Source organism: Kitasatospora sp. NPDC059973 (assembly GCF_042737525.1).
In the GTDB taxonomy this organism is placed as follows: Bacteria; Actinomycetota; Actinomycetes; order Streptomycetales; family Streptomycetaceae; genus Kitasatospora.
Genome location: NZ_JBHWUI010000029.1, coordinates 29,143 through 43,188, shown reverse-complemented (window position 1 = coordinate 43,188; position 14,046 = coordinate 29,143). Strand labels below are relative to the sequence as shown.

The 14,046-nt window shown below is 73.1% G+C and carries 11 protein-coding genes, 2 pseudogenes and 1 riboswitch; of the genes and pseudogenes, 6 read left to right on the top strand and 7 right to left on the bottom strand.

Going from position 1 to position 14,046, the window contains the following annotated elements:
• Positions 1 to 121: 121 nt before the first annotated feature.
• Positions 122 to 322: a DUF5326 family protein gene (locus tag ACFWA9_RS11135; protein WP_329488858.1), complete on the top strand. Its 201-nt coding sequence runs from the start codon at positions 122 to 124 to the stop codon at positions 320 to 322.
• A gap of 164 nt (positions 323 to 486) precedes the next feature.
• Here ACFWA9_RS11135 and ACFWA9_RS11130 read toward each other — a convergent pair.
• From ACFWA9_RS11130 to ACFWA9_RS11120, 3 genes and pseudogenes are all read right to left on the bottom strand, one after another.
• Positions 487 to 795, bottom strand: a pseudogene (locus tag ACFWA9_RS11130) (NAD-dependent epimerase/dehydratase family protein); the annotation flags it as partial.
• Positions 796 to 939: 144 nt separating this feature from the next.
• The gene (locus tag ACFWA9_RS11125) at positions 940 to 2,457 is read right to left on the bottom strand and encodes an SPFH domain-containing protein (RefSeq protein WP_380385625.1); all 1,518 of its coding nucleotides are present in this window, start codon (positions 2,455 to 2,457) and stop codon (positions 940 to 942) included.
• A gap of 103 nt (positions 2,458 to 2,560) precedes the next feature.
• Positions 2,561 to 2,767, bottom strand: coding sequence for a hypothetical protein (locus ACFWA9_RS11120; RefSeq protein WP_329488866.1), 207 nt, complete (start codon positions 2,765 to 2,767; stop codon positions 2,561 to 2,563).
• A 155-nt stretch (positions 2,768 to 2,922) separates the two neighbouring features.
• A riboswitch (TPP riboswitch) is annotated at positions 2,923 to 3,057 on the top strand.
• Here ACFWA9_RS11120 and thiC point away from each other — a divergent pair.
• The gene (thiC, locus tag ACFWA9_RS11115) at positions 3,053 to 4,870 is read left to right on the top strand and encodes a phosphomethylpyrimidine synthase ThiC (protein WP_380385622.1); all 1,818 of its coding nucleotides are present in this window, start codon (positions 3,053 to 3,055) and stop codon (positions 4,868 to 4,870) included. It overlaps the preceding riboswitch by 5 nt.
• Positions 4,871 to 5,035: 165 nt before the next feature.
• On the opposite strand, the gene ACFWA9_RS11110 is transcribed toward thiC, so the two are convergent.
• The gene (locus tag ACFWA9_RS11110; RefSeq protein WP_380385619.1) at positions 5,036 to 6,778 is read right to left on the bottom strand and encodes an ice-binding family protein; all 1,743 of its coding nucleotides are present in this window, start codon (positions 6,776 to 6,778) and stop codon (positions 5,036 to 5,038) included.
• A gap of 536 nt (positions 6,779 to 7,314) precedes the next feature.
• On the opposite strand from ACFWA9_RS11110, the gene ACFWA9_RS11105 reads away from it, so the two are divergent.
• Complete coding sequence (locus ACFWA9_RS11105) at positions 7,315 to 7,734, top strand: hypothetical protein (RefSeq protein WP_380385616.1); 420 nt, start codon at positions 7,315 to 7,317, stop codon at positions 7,732 to 7,734.
• An 85-nt stretch (positions 7,735 to 7,819) separates the two neighbouring features.
• Here the strand turns inward: ACFWA9_RS11105 and ACFWA9_RS11100 are convergent, their stop codons facing one another.
• Positions 7,820 to 8,242: a CBS domain-containing protein gene (locus ACFWA9_RS11100; RefSeq protein ID WP_380385613.1), complete on the bottom strand. Its 423-nt coding sequence runs from the start codon at positions 8,240 to 8,242 to the stop codon at positions 7,820 to 7,822.
• Between the two features lie 38 nt (positions 8,243 to 8,280).
• On the opposite strand from ACFWA9_RS11100, the pseudogene ACFWA9_RS11095 reads away from it, so the two are divergent.
• A pseudogene (locus ACFWA9_RS11095) lies at positions 8,281 to 8,862 on the top strand (phosphomethylpyrimidine synthase ThiC); the annotation flags it as partial.
• 196 nt (positions 8,863 to 9,058) lie between these two features.
• Positions 9,059 to 11,437, top strand: a complete 2,379-nt coding sequence (locus tag ACFWA9_RS11090) for a PKD domain-containing protein (RefSeq protein ID WP_380385610.1) — start codon at positions 9,059 to 9,061, stop codon at positions 11,435 to 11,437.
• A 115-nt stretch (positions 11,438 to 11,552) separates the two neighbouring features.
• Here the strand turns inward: ACFWA9_RS11090 and ACFWA9_RS11085 are convergent, their stop codons facing one another.
• Positions 11,553 to 11,945: a VOC family protein gene (locus ACFWA9_RS11085; protein WP_352295022.1), complete on the bottom strand. Its 393-nt coding sequence runs from the start codon at positions 11,943 to 11,945 to the stop codon at positions 11,553 to 11,555.
• Between the two features lie 122 nt (positions 11,946 to 12,067).
• Between ACFWA9_RS11085 and ACFWA9_RS11080 the strand changes: the two genes are divergently transcribed.
• Complete coding sequence (locus ACFWA9_RS11080) at positions 12,068 to 13,021, top strand: LysR family transcriptional regulator (protein ID WP_380385607.1); 954 nt, start codon at positions 12,068 to 12,070, stop codon at positions 13,019 to 13,021.
• Between the two features lie 33 nt (positions 13,022 to 13,054).
• Here ACFWA9_RS11080 and ACFWA9_RS11075 read toward each other — a convergent pair whose 3' ends face one another.
• Positions 13,055 to 13,951: a hypothetical protein gene (locus ACFWA9_RS11075; protein ID WP_380385604.1), complete on the bottom strand. Its 897-nt coding sequence runs from the start codon at positions 13,949 to 13,951 to the stop codon at positions 13,055 to 13,057.
• Positions 13,952 to 14,046: the final 95 nt, after the last annotated feature.

Here is a 14,046-nt window from a genome sequence, read left to right as displayed (position 1 = left end):
GGGTTCTCTCCGGGCCATCGGCCCTCGTTCCGACCCGTGCGTCACCGTACGATCGAAGTATCGAAGCAAGCGGGATGCGGCACCGGACGGCAGCCGGCCCGAGGGGAGAGAAGGAACGGACATGGCTGAGTTCTGGAAGTCGCTGCCCTCGTGGGTGCGCAACATCGTCGTTCCGGTGCTGGTGCTGATCCTGGCCTGGAACATCATCGGATTCGTCTTCGGCGTGGTGGGCGCGCTGCTGAGCCTGGTCATCAAGCTGCTGGTGGTGGTGGGGATCGCGGCCGCCGTGGTGATCCTGGTGAAGAAGGCCGCCAGGAGCTGAGCCGCCGGTCCCGGACGCCCGTACCCCCTCGGGGGTGCGGGCGTCACTCGTCGGCGGACGCGCCCCGGGCGGCGGTTCTGCACGGCGGTCAGGCTGATCCGGACGTCGCCGCCGGGGAGCAGCAGCAGTCCGTGCCGCACCCGTGCCAGCAGTTGGGGCGCGAGGTGCGGATCGCCCGGCCCGTAGACGGCGCGTGGGCGAAGGACGACGGCGCCCGCCTCCAGCGCGAGCCGTTCGGCGGCCGCCTTGGTGCGCCCGTAGGCGTTGAGGTGACCGCCCTCGGTGGGGTGGTGCTCCATGATCCAGGAGCGGCCGATCCGGGGGTCGTAGACGCTGGCGCTGCTCACCTGGACCACCGGACGGCCGGCGGCGGCGCGCAGCAGCCGGGCGGTACCGGTGACGTTCACGGCGTACTGCCCGGCCTCGCCTGCGGAGCCCCGGGGGAGGTCCGCGACGGCCGCGGCGCAGTGCACCACCAGGTCGGCGCCGGTCAGGTCGGGGTCGCCGGTGGTGGCGTCCCAGTGGACGTGGCGGCCGACCGGGCCGGCGCCGCCGCGCCCACCTGAGTACGGGTACTCAGGTGGGCGCGGGCGGCTACTCGACCGGGCCGGGAGCCGTCACTCCTCGACCGGGATCTGCTGGACGGGCACCACGACGGCCGCGCCGCCCGCGGCCGTCCCGGCCACCGACGGTACGGCGGCTCCGCCCGGCGCCGCGGTGTCCGGCGCCGGGCCGGGCTGCCCCGGCCCGTGCAGGGTGGTAAGCAGCTGGCGGGCCAGGCCGAGGCCGGTCCCGCCCATGGTGAGCGCCTTGGCGAACAGCTCGCCCACCCCGTCGGCGCCGTTGAGCAGCACCATGTGTTCGACGTTGCCGAAGGACTGCGCGGCGGCCAGCACGATGTCCGGCCACTTCTCCGCCAACTCCTGTGCCACCACGGCGTCCTGGTTCTCGGCGAGGGCGGCGGCCCGGGCCTGGATGCCGGCGGCCTTGGCGAGCCCGATCGCCTTGGCGGCCTCCGCGTCCGCCAGCCCGCGGGCCTCGGTGGCCGCGGCCTCGGCCTGCCCGGTGGCCCTGGTCGCCTCGGCCTCGGCCAGGGCGCGCAGCCTGGTGGCGTCCGCCGCGGCCTGGGCCGCGATCCTGACCTGGCCGGCCTCGGCGGCCGCCTTCAGCTCGGTCTCCTGGGCCTGGGCCTGCGCCGCCGAGATCCGCGCGTCGCGGTCGGCGTCCGCCCGGGTGCGGGTCTCGTACGCCTTGGCGTCGGCCGGCTTGCGGACCTCGATCTGCAGCTGCTGCTCCTTGCGGCGCGACTCCAGTTCGGCGACCTTCGTCTCCTGGACGACGACCTCCTGCCGGGAGGCGGCCTCGGCGAGCGGCCCGGCCTGCTGGGCGCGGGCGTTGGCGGTGTCCCGTTCGGCCTGGTAGGCGGACTGCTGGATGGCGCTGTTGCGGGTCGCCTCGGCCTTGCGGGCGGCGGCCTCCTGCTCCGCCTCGGTGGCCATCCGGTCGGCCGCGGCCTGGGCGATCCGGGCGTCCCGCTGGACGGCGGCGGCGTGCGGGATGGCGAGGTTCTTGATGTAGCCGGTCGGGTCGATGATCTCCTGGATCTGCAGGGTGTCGATGATCAGCCCGAGCTTCTCCATCTCCAGCCCGGAGGCGGCCCTGGTCTCCCCGGTGAGCCGCTCGCGGTCCCGGATCATGTCCTCGACGGTGAGCCCGCCGACGATCGAGCGCAGGTGGCCGGCGAAGACGTTGTGGACCCGCTGGCTGATCAGCTTCTGCTGGTCCAGGAATCGCCGGGCGGCATTGGCGATGGAGACGTCGTCGTCGCCGATCTTGAAGATCACCACGCCCTTGACCCGGACCGGGATGCCCTGCGTGGTGACGCATTCGACGTCCAGCTCGGCCTCGTTGAGGTCCAGCGAGAGCCGGCGGACGCCCTGCAGCCCCGGCGTGACGAAGGTCCCCCGCCCGGTGACGATCCGGAAGCCCAGGCCGTCCCCGACCCCCTCGGTCCGGTGCCGGGAGCCGGAGATGATCAGGGCCTCGTTGGGCTCGGCCACCCGCCACATGAGCTTGAAGAGCGTGACACCCACCAGCAGTACCCCGGCGGCGGTCCCGATGATGACGAACACCATGGTTCAACTCCCCCTTTCGGCACATGAGATGCGCCGACTCGGATTGTCCGCCCGGGACAACCGGAGGAGAAGGGATCGCACATGACCGTCCGTCACAACCCTGTCACGGCAGGATCGGTGCCACGTAGACGGTCCGGGGCGGGTGGTACTCGATCACCACCACGGGCGTGCCGACCGACAGCCGGTCACCCGGCACGGCGAGATAGGCGAGGAACGCCTCCGTGCCGCGGCGCTCCGGGACGTGCACCATCACCTCGCCGACCAGTCCCGCGCCCACCGCTCCGCTGACCCGCCCCGTGCTCCCGATCACTGCGCTCCTCCTTCGCCGCCCGCCCCGCGTGACTGCCAGTCTGCCCGCCCCGGAGCGCCGCGGCGCCCCGTCGTCCGGATCGCCGCCCGGGGACCCCCTCTGGACCAGCGGCGATCCGCTCGCTACGGTGTTGGACGTCATGCGCAGGCAACACCGCCTGCGGACACGGGAGCTCGGAGCACCGGGCTGAGAGGGCGCTGACCGGGACGTCGCTGGACGTGCCGACCGCTGCGCCGACCGCAGGAACCTGACCGGGTAATGCCGGCGTAGGGAGTAGAGGGTCTGATGACCACGTTCGACGCACAGCCGCAGTCTGCCCGGAACCAGGCCGCCGGAAGCGCGGCCACCGGCTACCCGACCCCGGCCTGGCGCAAGGCCTACCGCGAGGGGTCCCGCCCCGACCTGCGGGTCCCGTACCGCGAGGTCGTCCTGACCAACGGCCGGACCGTCCCGCTCTACGACACCTCCGGCTCGTACACCGACCCCGCCTACGAGGCCGACGTGCGGCGCGGCCTGCCGCCGCTGCGGGACGCCTGGATCCGCCAGCGCGGCGACGTCGAGGAGTACGACGGCCGCGAGGCCCGCCCGGAGGACGACGGGATCAAGCACACCTCGCCGCGCGGCGGGAACCTGCGCAACCTGGACGCCGTCTTCCCCGGCCGCCCGCGCCGCCCGTTGCGCGGCCGGTCCGGCGCCTCCGTCACCCAGCTCGCCTACGCCCGGCGCGGCGTGGTGACGCCGGAGATGGAGTTCGTGGCCCTGCGCGAGGGCCTGGACCCGGAGTACGTCCGCGCCGAGGTGGCGCGCGGCCGCGCCGTCATCCCGGTCAACGTGAACCACCCCGAGGTGGAGCCGTCGATCATCGGCACCAACTTCCTGGTGAAGATCAACGCCAACATCGGCAACTCCGCCGTCACCTCCTCGATCGAGGAGGAGGTGGAGAAGATGACCTGGGCCACCCGCTGGGGCGCCGACACCGTCATGGACCTCTCCACCGGCCGCAACATCCACACCACCCGGGAGTGGATCCTGCGCAACTCCCCCGTCCCGATCGGCACGGTGCCGCTCTACCAGGCGCTGGAGAAGGTCGACGGCCGGGCCGAGGAGCTCAGCTGGGACGTCTACCGGGACACCATCGTCGAGCAGTGCGAGCAGGGCGTCGACTACATGACCGTGCACGCCGGCGTGCTGCTGCGGTACGTGCCGCTGACGGCCCGTCGCAAGACCGGCATCGTCTCGCGCGGCGGCTCGATCATGGCGGCCTGGTGCCTGGCCCACCACCGGGAGAACTTCCTCTACACCAACTTCGAGGAGCTCTGCGAGATCCTCGCGAGCTACGACGTCACCTTCTCGCTCGGTGACGGCCTGCGCCCCGGCTCGATCGCCGACGCCAACGACGAGGCGCAGTTCGCCGAGCTGCAGACGCTGGGCGAGCTGGGCCGGATCGCCCGGGAGCGGGACGTCCAGGTGATGATCGAGGGCCCGGGCCACGTCCCGATGAACAAGATCAAGGAGAACATGGATCTCCAGAAGGAGATCTGCGACGAGGCGCCGTTCTACACCCTCGGCCCGCTGACCACGGACGTCGCCCCCGGCTACGACCACATCACCTCGGGCATCGGCGCCGCGATGATCGCCTGGTGGGGCACCGCGATGCTCTGCTACGTCACCCCCAAGGAGCACCTGGGCCTGCCCAACCGGGACGACGTGAAGACCGGCGTCATCACCTACAAGATCGCCGCCCACGCCGCCGACCTGGCCAAGGGCCACCCCGGCGCCCAGGCCTGGGACGACGCCCTCTCCGACGCCCGCTTCGAGTTCCGCTGGGAGGACCAGTTCAACCTGGCCCTCGACCCGGAGACGGCCCGTGAGTTCCACGACGAGACGCTCCCCGCCGAGCCCGCCAAGACGGCCCACTTCTGCTCGATGTGCGGCCCGAAGTTCTGCTCGATGAAGATCTCCCAGCAGATCCGCGCCGAGCACGGCGACGGCTCCTCCGCCGTCGCCTCGGACTACGACGCCGAGGCCCTGGCGGGCATGCGGGCCAAGTCCGAGGAGTTCGCCGAGCAGGGCAACCGGGTCTACCTGCCGATCGCGGACTGACTCTCCACCGACTGCACCGGCCCGCGTCCCGTGGGGGGAGTCGCGGGCCGGTGCGCTTTCACGTCGTCGGATGTCGTCGGACGTCCCGGGGGGGCCACGATCGGCGCCGGCCGGGTCGTCCGCCGTCGCCGCGAGATCCGCGGGGTTTGCCGGGTTTCGTCGGGGTCAGTGCCGTCGGCGGGCCGCGGCTCGTCCGCTTCGCCTCACCAGGATGACGAGTGCACCGCCCAGGGTGAGGGCGGCCGTCGAGCCGACCAGGAGGCCGATCGATCCACCCGAGCCGGTGGCGGCGAGTGCCGGCCCCGACTCATCCGGGTGCTGCACGGGACCGCCCTGCACGGGAGCGCCCGGTGCGTTGCCGCCCTGACCGTTGCCGACCTGCACGGAGCCGCCCGGCACGTTGCCGTGATGGCCGTGGTCGTTCCCGTGATGACCTTGCTCATGACCACCGTGACCCTGGTCGCCGTGCCCCGGCCCGCCGTGACCGCCGTGGCCGCTTGGAGACTGGGACGGCCCTGCCGGTCCTGCCGGTCCTGCCGGGCCTGTCGGGCCTGCGGGTCCTGCCGGTCCTGCGGGGCCGGGAGAACCGGGTGCGCCGGGTGAGCCGTTGGCTCCGGGTGAGCCGTTCGCGCCGGGTGAGCCGTTGGCTCCGGGTGAGCCGTTCGCGCCGGGGAGTCCGTTGGCACCGGGTGAACCATTGGCACCCGGAGCACCAGGTGCACCGGGAGCTCCTGGGGCGCCGTTGGGGCCGGGGGCACCAGGTGCACCAGGGGCGCCGGGTACGCCGGGAGCGCCGTTGGGGCCGGGCGAACCAGGTGCACCGGGAGCTCCTGGGGCGCCGTTGGGGCCGGGGGCACCAGGTGCACCGGGAGCTCCTGGGGCGCCGTTGGGGCCGGGGGCACCAGGCGCACCAGGGGCGCCGGGTACGCCGGGAGCGCCGTTGGGGCCGGGCGAACCAGGTGCACCAGGGGCGCCGGGTACGCCGGGAGCGCCGTCGGGGCCGGGCGCACCGGGCGAGCCGGCCGGACCGGCGGGTCCAGTCGGACCGGTGGGTCCGCTCGGACCGGCAGGACCGCTCGGACCGGCAGGACCGCTCGGACCAGCAGGACCGCTCGGACCGGCAGGACCGCTCGGTCCGGGCGGGCCGACGGTGCAGGCCGCCCTCGTGATGGTGTTGTCGTCCAGCGTGACGGCCCCCGTGCGGGCCAGGGCACGGCCTTCGATCACCGAGGCATGGTTCACGGTGATGGACGTCATGGCGAGGATGTTGCCCTTGAAGAAGGAGCTGACGTCGATGGTGGCGGAGCTGCCCACCTGCCAGAACACGTTGCAGGGCTGCGCCCCGTTGACCAGGCTGACGACGCTCGACGGCGCCGTGATCAGGGTGGAGGCGATCTGGAAGATGAAGACGGCACTGGGGTCGCCCAGGGCGTCGAGGGTGACGGTCCCGGTGAGGTTGAGCGACGACGTGGCCTTGTAGACGCCGGGCGTCAGCGTCAGTCCGCCGATGTCGCCCGGAGAGGTCAGGCTGGCGGTGGGGGCCCGGCCCGCGGCGTCGTTGTAGGCGATGACCAGGTCGGACTGGGCCTGTGCGGCCTGGGCGTCGTTGACGTGCTGGACGCCGTTCACGATCCCGGGCGGAAAGCCCGTCACGCTGGTGCCCGGGCTGAGGCCCAGGTCTCCGTTGATCACGCTGGGGCCGGTGTTGGTGACGGTTGAGGCGGCCAGGATCGCGTAGCTGGTGTCGGTCCCCAGCGTCACCGGTGCCGTGGCGGCGTGCGCGGGGCTCGCGACCAGACCTGCTGTCGCCAGCAACGTGAGTCCGGAGAGCAGGACGAGCGCCCCCGTGAGGCGGGAGCGTCGGCGCCCGCTGTCGGGTGGGGCGGGCGGAATGGCATCGACTGCCATGGGACGGGACCCTTCTTGTCGTTGTTGAGCTCCGTCACCCGGAAAGAGGTGTTTCGGAGCGCTGATGGTGAGTTCTGGTCGGCCCACAAGCCCTCGTACGTGCGCCGGGGCGCCACGGGCGTCACCCCGGGAGGGCCGCAGAGCGACAGTTCGCCAGGGATGGTGATGCACCGTCACCAACTCAGTACACCGTGCAACAACAACATGAGAAGGAAAGAATAATAAAGATGCAAAAGGGTGAAGTGATGGCGCCGTCGGGGTATCTTCACCTCTGCCCGGCGAGTCGTTTGCCTACGTACTCAACGCCGCGTACAGAGCCGTGGCTTCAGCTCCGGTCGGTTCCTCCGGATCCGGCTACGCTCACGGAGTCCGACGTCGTCCCCGCGTGGGGCCGGTGGACCCAAATGCCGTCGTAATCCTCCCCTGCGTGGCTTCCACGCCTTAGCAGTACCGTTTTTCCTCTTGGCCGCGCCCAGGGTGGTGAAATGACGTATCGCTCGGGGGATCGAGTCGTTGGCCTGCATATGAACGACCCAATGAATCGGCAGGGCGGGCTGCTCGCGGCGACCGAGGGCGACGCCGGTACCGTGGCCGAACGTTGCCGCCTCGCCGGCGGCCTGCTCCGAGTCACGCTCGGAGAGCTGCGCGAGGAACTCGGATACCGCAGGCTCGGCAAGTACGTGCTGGACGAAGTGGCCGAGAGCCTCGCGGCGGAGGGTCTCGGCTGGTTCCCGGCCTGGCGGCTGTCGCCGAGGGAGAACGCCGAACCGCGCAAGGAGCACGAGCTGTGGGTGTTTCTGCGGGACGACGGTCTGCGGTGCCAGGTCATCGACGCGATCCAGGCCCCCGACGGGTTCGACGTCCCCACCGTCCTGAACGGTCTGCTCGCCGACCGCCCCCGGGGCCTCTCCCCGGAGCGCAAACTCGGCCTCATCCGCGAGATCCTCGGGCTCTGAGCGGCCGTCACTCCGGAGGTCGGCGGGGCGGGGCCGGAGGGTACGCCCGCCGGGGTGACCGCGCCGCGCCGACCCGTCCGGACGGTCAGCCGACGGGGTGGGGGGCCGTCAGGCCGGCCACGCGGTCGGCGGTGAGGATGCCGAGGAGGTAGCCGTCATCGTCGATGACCGGCCAGATCGCGAGGGACTTGATCCTCATCGTCAGCGCCGCCAGGCCGAGGGCCATCCCGGGCCAGGCGAACGGGCCCCGCTGGTGCGCGGTGTCGCGCAGCGCGGTCCGCTCGGCGTACCAGGAGCGGGTCCGGAACGAATCGAGACCGGCTCGCGTCACCAGCCCCTCGCAGCGGCCGTTGTGGTCGCGGACCAGCAGGTAGGCGACGCGGGCACCGCGGAAGATCTCGTTGGCCCGGTCGACGGTGATGTCGTCGGCGATCTGGTACTCGTAGGGCTCCATCGCGTCCGACACCGTGAGGCCGTGGCTCGCGGACTGTGCGTACTGGGTGGTCATGACGTCGACCCGACCCGCCTCCGGGCGGTTCTGCGCCGCCCGGCGCTGTCCTGCACCCAGAACGAAGCCGGAACGGGGACCGGATGCGGAAGGCCCTGGATGAAGCCCAGGTTACTCCGGTCGGGCCCGGCCCGGCGGGGTCCGGAGCAGTCTCGGGAAGGGGCCCAGGACGCCTCGCACACGTGGGGCGCGGCGGGGAACCACACGCGGGCGGAGGAGCCACTCAACCTGGGCCTGCCCGACCGGGACGAGATCGCCGCCCACGCCGCCGACCTGGCCAAGGGCCACCCCGGCTCCCAGGTCTGGGACGACGCGCTCTCCGACGCCCGCTTCGAGACCCGCTGGGAGGGCCAGTTCAACCTGGCCCTCGACCCGGAGACGGCCCGTGAGTTCCACGACGAGACGCTGCCCGCCGAGCCCCCGAGACGGCCCACTTCTGCTCGATGTGCGGCCCGAAGTTCTGCTCGATGAAGATCTCCCAGCAGATCCGCGCCGAGCACGGCGACGGCTCCTCCGCCGTGGCCTCGGACTACGACGCCGAGGCCCTGGCCGGCATGCGGGCCAAGTCCGAGGAGTTCGCCGAGCACGGCAACCGGGTGTACCTCCCGCCGGCGGACTGAGCCCACCGACCGCGCACCGTTCCGTGACCCGAAGGGGGAGTCGCGGACCGTGCGCTTCCGCGTCCGGGCGACCGCACCGGGATCGCGGTGCCCGGGCTCGCCGTCGGGGCGGAATGCACTTGACAGCAGCATGTTGATCACACGAACGTGTGCTCCGCCGTTCTGGCGCCATCGCGTGAATCATGGGGGAACCACCGTGCGAAGAGCACGTATTCCGGCTGCAGTCGTTCTGGTCCTGTCGGTCACCGGGGCGATCACCTCGGTCGCCACCGCGAGCGCCGACGCCACCGACCTGTACGTGGACAACAAGTCCGCGTCCTGCTCCGACTCCGCGCCCACCGCGGGGGGCCAGGGCACGCCCTTCTGCACCATCGGTGCCGCGACGGACGCCGTCCGGCCGGGGCAGACCGTGCACATCGCGGGCGGCGACTACAACGAGCCGATCGCGCTCACCCGCTCCGGGACGCCGACGGCGCCGATCACCTTCGTCGGGACGCCCTACACCGAGGACCCGGCGGGCCGGGGGACGGTCCTCGGGGAGTACGGGGGCCTCAGCAACGTCGTCGCCCTCACCGGCGTCCACGACATCGTGGTCCGGCACCTCTTCGGGCGCTCCGGCCGGGAGGCCGTCCTGGTCACCGACTCCAGCCGGGTCAGCCTCGACGACCTGGTCGTCTACAGCTCCGGCTGGGACAGCACGGTCGACACCGGGTACCCGAGCGCGCGGATCACCGGTGCGAGCAGCGACGTCACCCTGAGCCGCAACGACATCAGCGCCTCGCACGCGGGTGGCGTCCAGGTCGACGCCGGAGTGCGGCACGCGGTCCTGACGACCAACTACCTCAGCTCCAACTCGGGCGTCGGGGTGCGGATCACCGACGCTCCGGACGCGGTGGTCACCGGCAACACCGTCCAGGCCTCCTGCGGGCCGCTGGTCGAGCTGGCCGGGGCGTCCACGGGCGCGACGATCGAGAACAACGTGCTGGACGGGGACGAGAACGGCCGTCCGAGCTGGGGCGGCTGCGCGTCCACCGGACACGAGGACCTCTCGGTGTCCGCCGGCTCGACCGCGGGGACCAAGGCGGACTACAACCTCGTCACCACGCTGACGCGGACGCCGTACAGCTGGGCGGGCCGGACGTACACCACGGTCGCGCAGTTCCAGCAGGCCTCCGGCCAGGGCGCGCACGACCTGTCCGCCTCCCGCGCGGACCTGCTGCGGCCCGACTCCCCCGCCGTCGACTCGGCCGACGCCACCGCGCCCGGCACGCTCACCACCGACGGGCGCGGCAGGCCGCGGGCCGACAATCCGCTGGTCGCCGACACCGGGACGGGTGTCGGCTACTACGACCGGGGCGCGGTCGAGGCGCAGGACCCGCTGGCCGTGTCGCTGAGCGTCCCGTCGGCCCCGCCGGCCGGCCAGCCGCTGACCGCCGTGATCAACGGCCGGGTCGATTCGCCCTGGTCCCCCGCGACCGCCACGCTGGACTTCGGCGACGGCAGCGCCCCGGTCGGCCCGGTCACCTTCCCGGCGCGGCACGACTACGCCCCGGGGACCTACACCGTCACGCTGACGGCGACCGACGGCCTGGGCCTGACGAAGACCACGTCCAGCCGGGTCACGGTCGCCGCTCCCGGCCCGGTCCGGCCCGCCCTCGCGCTGTCGCCCTACAACACGGGCGGCCAGGAGGTGCTGGCCGACGGCACCGCGACGGTCAGCCCGTGGCCGGTGGCCACCCGGAGCTTCGACTTCGGTGACGGCACCGCGCCGGTGGTGGGGAGCGCCACCACCGCGCGCCACTCCTACGCGAAGCCCGGCACGTACACCGTCACCCACACGGTGACGGACGACCACGGCCGCTCGGCCTCGATCACGTACCCGGTCTCCGTGGCCACTCCGATCGCCGGCCGCTGGACCACCGGGCAGCCCGCCACGGTGGCGTTCTACCGCAACGGCGCGCTGACCCCGCTGACCACCAACGCGCCGACCGGCCAGGGCGAGCGGATCTACCTCGGCCAGGCCGGTGACACGCCGGTCGCGGGCGACTGGGACGGCACCGGGCACGACCAGGCGGGCATCTACCGGCCGGGTTCGAGCACCTTCGGCCTGCGACACCAGGACGGCAGCGTCACCGCCGTGCCGATGGGCGACCCGGGCGACGTCCCGGTCCCGGGCCGCTGGGACGGCAACGGTCACGCGCAGCTGGCCGTCTACCGTCCGAGCACCGGGGCGTTCATCGTGCGGCACGACGACGGCAGCTTCAGCAGCGCCGTCTTCGGCGACGCCGGCGACCTGCCCGTGGTGGGCGACTGGGACGGCGTCGGCCACACCCAGCTGGGGATCTACCGGCCGGCCGAGGGCCTGAAGGGCCTCGGTGTCTTCGCGCTGCGGCACGACGACGGCAGCGTCTCCACCGCCGGCTTCGGCGCGCCCGGCGACCTGCCGATCGTGGGCGACTGGAGCGGCACCGGCCGCACCACCTACGGCGTGTACCGGCCGTCCGAGGCCCGCTTCCTGCTCAGCCGCGCGTACACCGGGCAGTCCGACATCGACTTCGTCTACCCGAACGTGTAAGGCGGCACGGCCGGGGCCGCCATCGGCCCCGGCACCCCCGCCGGATGTCGGCCGAGGGCACGCCGGACCCCTGTACCGGCGTGTCCTCGGCCTGTTCGTGGGCCGGGTCCGGCGCTCAGGAAGCGTCCTCGGGGTACCAGCGGAGTTCGACGGTGTTGCCGTCCGGGTCCTGCACGTAGACCGAGGTGGCGCTGCCGCGGGCGCCGTAGCGGGGGACGGGGCCTTCGAGGACGGTGAACACGCCGGAGTCGATGACCTCCTGCCAGTCCAGGGGGTCGACGGTGAGGCAGATGTGGTCGACGTTGGAGCCGCCGCGCTCGCGGGCGGTCAGGTCGATGATGGTCTCCGGGCTGACCCGCACGGAGGGGAACGAGACCTTGCCGGCCCGCCACTCGTCGACGCGGACGGGGGCCAGACCGAGCAGGCCGGCGTAGAAGTCCAGCGAGCGCTCGACGTCCCGGACGTTGAGGACGAGGTGGTCGAAGGCCTTGACGCGGACGGCGCTCACTGGGGACTCCCGGGGTGGGGCGGGCGGGTTGACGTGCTTCCATGATCGGACCGCCCCGGGCGGGGGATCAACGCTCGATCGGTCCAGGATCGTTCACCGGAAGTAAACGATGGGAGCCGGCCGTGTGGGAGCGCCACGAGATCGAGGCGCTGCTGACGCTCGCCGAGGAGCTCCACTTCGGGCGGACCGCCGAGCGCCTGGGAGTCAGCACCGGCCGGATCAGCCAGGTGATCGGGAAGCTGGAGCGGCGGATCGGCGCCCGGCTGTTCGAGCGCACCAGCCGGACCGTGCGGCTCACCGCGATCGGGCAGCGGCTGGCCGGGGACCTGGCGCCGCTGGCCGCCGGGATCGACGCGTCGGTGCGCCGCGCCGTCGACGCCGGGCGCGGGGTGACCGGGGAGCTGCGGGTCGCCTTCCTCGGCGAGTGGACCGCGCCGGTGCTGCTCAGGGCCGTGCGGCTGTTCACCGAGCGCCACCCGGGCTGCCGGGTGGACGTCCGGGAGGTGCAGCTGTTCAACTCCCGGGCCAGCCTGCTGGACGGCTCCGTCGACCTCCTCATCGCGGCCTTCCCGTTCGACGGGATGGCCCGCGGGCCGGCGCTGATGGAGGAGCGGCGGGTCCTGGCGGTGGCCGCCGGGCACCCGCTGGCCGGGGCGGAGTCGGTCTCGCTCGAAGTCCTCGCCGAGTACCCGGTGGTGCAGTACCCGGCGGTCACCTCGGTCGAGTTCAAGCGGGACCGGACCCCGGACCGCACGCCGGCCGGTCTGCCGGTGCCCAAGGGGCCGGTCGGCAACACCTTCTCGGAGATGCTCTCGCTGGTGGCGATGGGCCGGGGCGTCCTGCCGGTGGGCGAGCACTCCCGGCGGTACTACCCCCGCCCGGACGTCGCCTACGTGCCGATCCGCGACGCGTCGCCGATCGAGCGCGGGCTGGTCTGGTTGGAGAGCAACACCACCGAGCGGGTCCGCGCGTTCGTCCGCGCCGCGACGGACGCCGGCGCGGGGGCGGACGCCGGCGCGGGGGCGGACGCGGGGGCGGACGGCGGTGCCGGTCCCGTGACCGCGCCGGCGAACTGACGCCGAGTGGGCCGGCCCGCCCGTCCCCCGGGGTCAGACCTCGTCCGGCCCCGTGAAGCCCGGCCCGGTGTAGCCGGGGCCGGTGAAGTCCGGGGTGCTGAAGGAGGCCGTGCGCGGCTCCCGGCCCTGCGGGTCGGTGAGCCCCTCGGCACCGGGGCTGGTGAAGCCCGGACCGCTGTAGCCGGGGCTGCTGAAGTCCGGGCGGGCGGTGTCCGGGCGGGCGGTGTCGGGTTCGGCGCCCGGTCCCGGTATGCCCGGCGCCGTCGTGGGGTCGGCGCGCAGGGCGGTGTGCAGGTAGGGCAGCAGCGCCCGCTCGCGCAGCGCGCGCTGCCAGTCGCGCCGGGCGTCGGCGAGTTCGGCGGCGAGGTCCGGGTCGGTGCCGGGGGGCGTCGGGGTGCCGGCGCCGTCCCGCAGGGCGGTGAGGATCAGCCCGACGATGCCCACCGCCATCGCGACCACGCCGGCCGCCAGCGCCAGCCAGCCGGCGGTCAGCAGCGAGCGGGCCAGCCGCAGCTCGGGGTCGGCGGCCCGCAGGGTGTAGCCGATCAGCAGCAGGACGAGTGCGGCGGCCCAGGCCAGGATCGGGGTGAGCACGGTGAGCACCGGGAAGAGCCCGGCGCCGCCGTTGGCGGAGCGCAGCTGGGTGAGCAGGCCGGGCGCGCTGGGCTCGCCGCTCCGGGCGGGCGGTGGTGTCTCCCGCAGGCTGTCGCGGAGCCGGAGGTAGTGCGTGTACTCGGTGGCCGCCGCGGCCGCGACGCTGTCGGCGGCGCGCAGGGCCTTGATGCGCAACTGGTCGGCGGTGAGTGCGCCGGGCGTGCGCAGGGCGGTGAGGACGGTGCCGTCACGCAGTGCTTCGTCGAGGAGGCGCTCGTAGTCAGGGCGGTCCTCGGCGAGCAGGTGCGGGGCGTTGTTCATGGGGACCCCGTTCATGCCAACCCCGTTCGCTCCGTCGCGGTGCACGGAGACGGGTAGGGAGACGGGCCGTCACACGGGCGGCCGGGTGTGGTGTGCCCTCGATGGTAGGG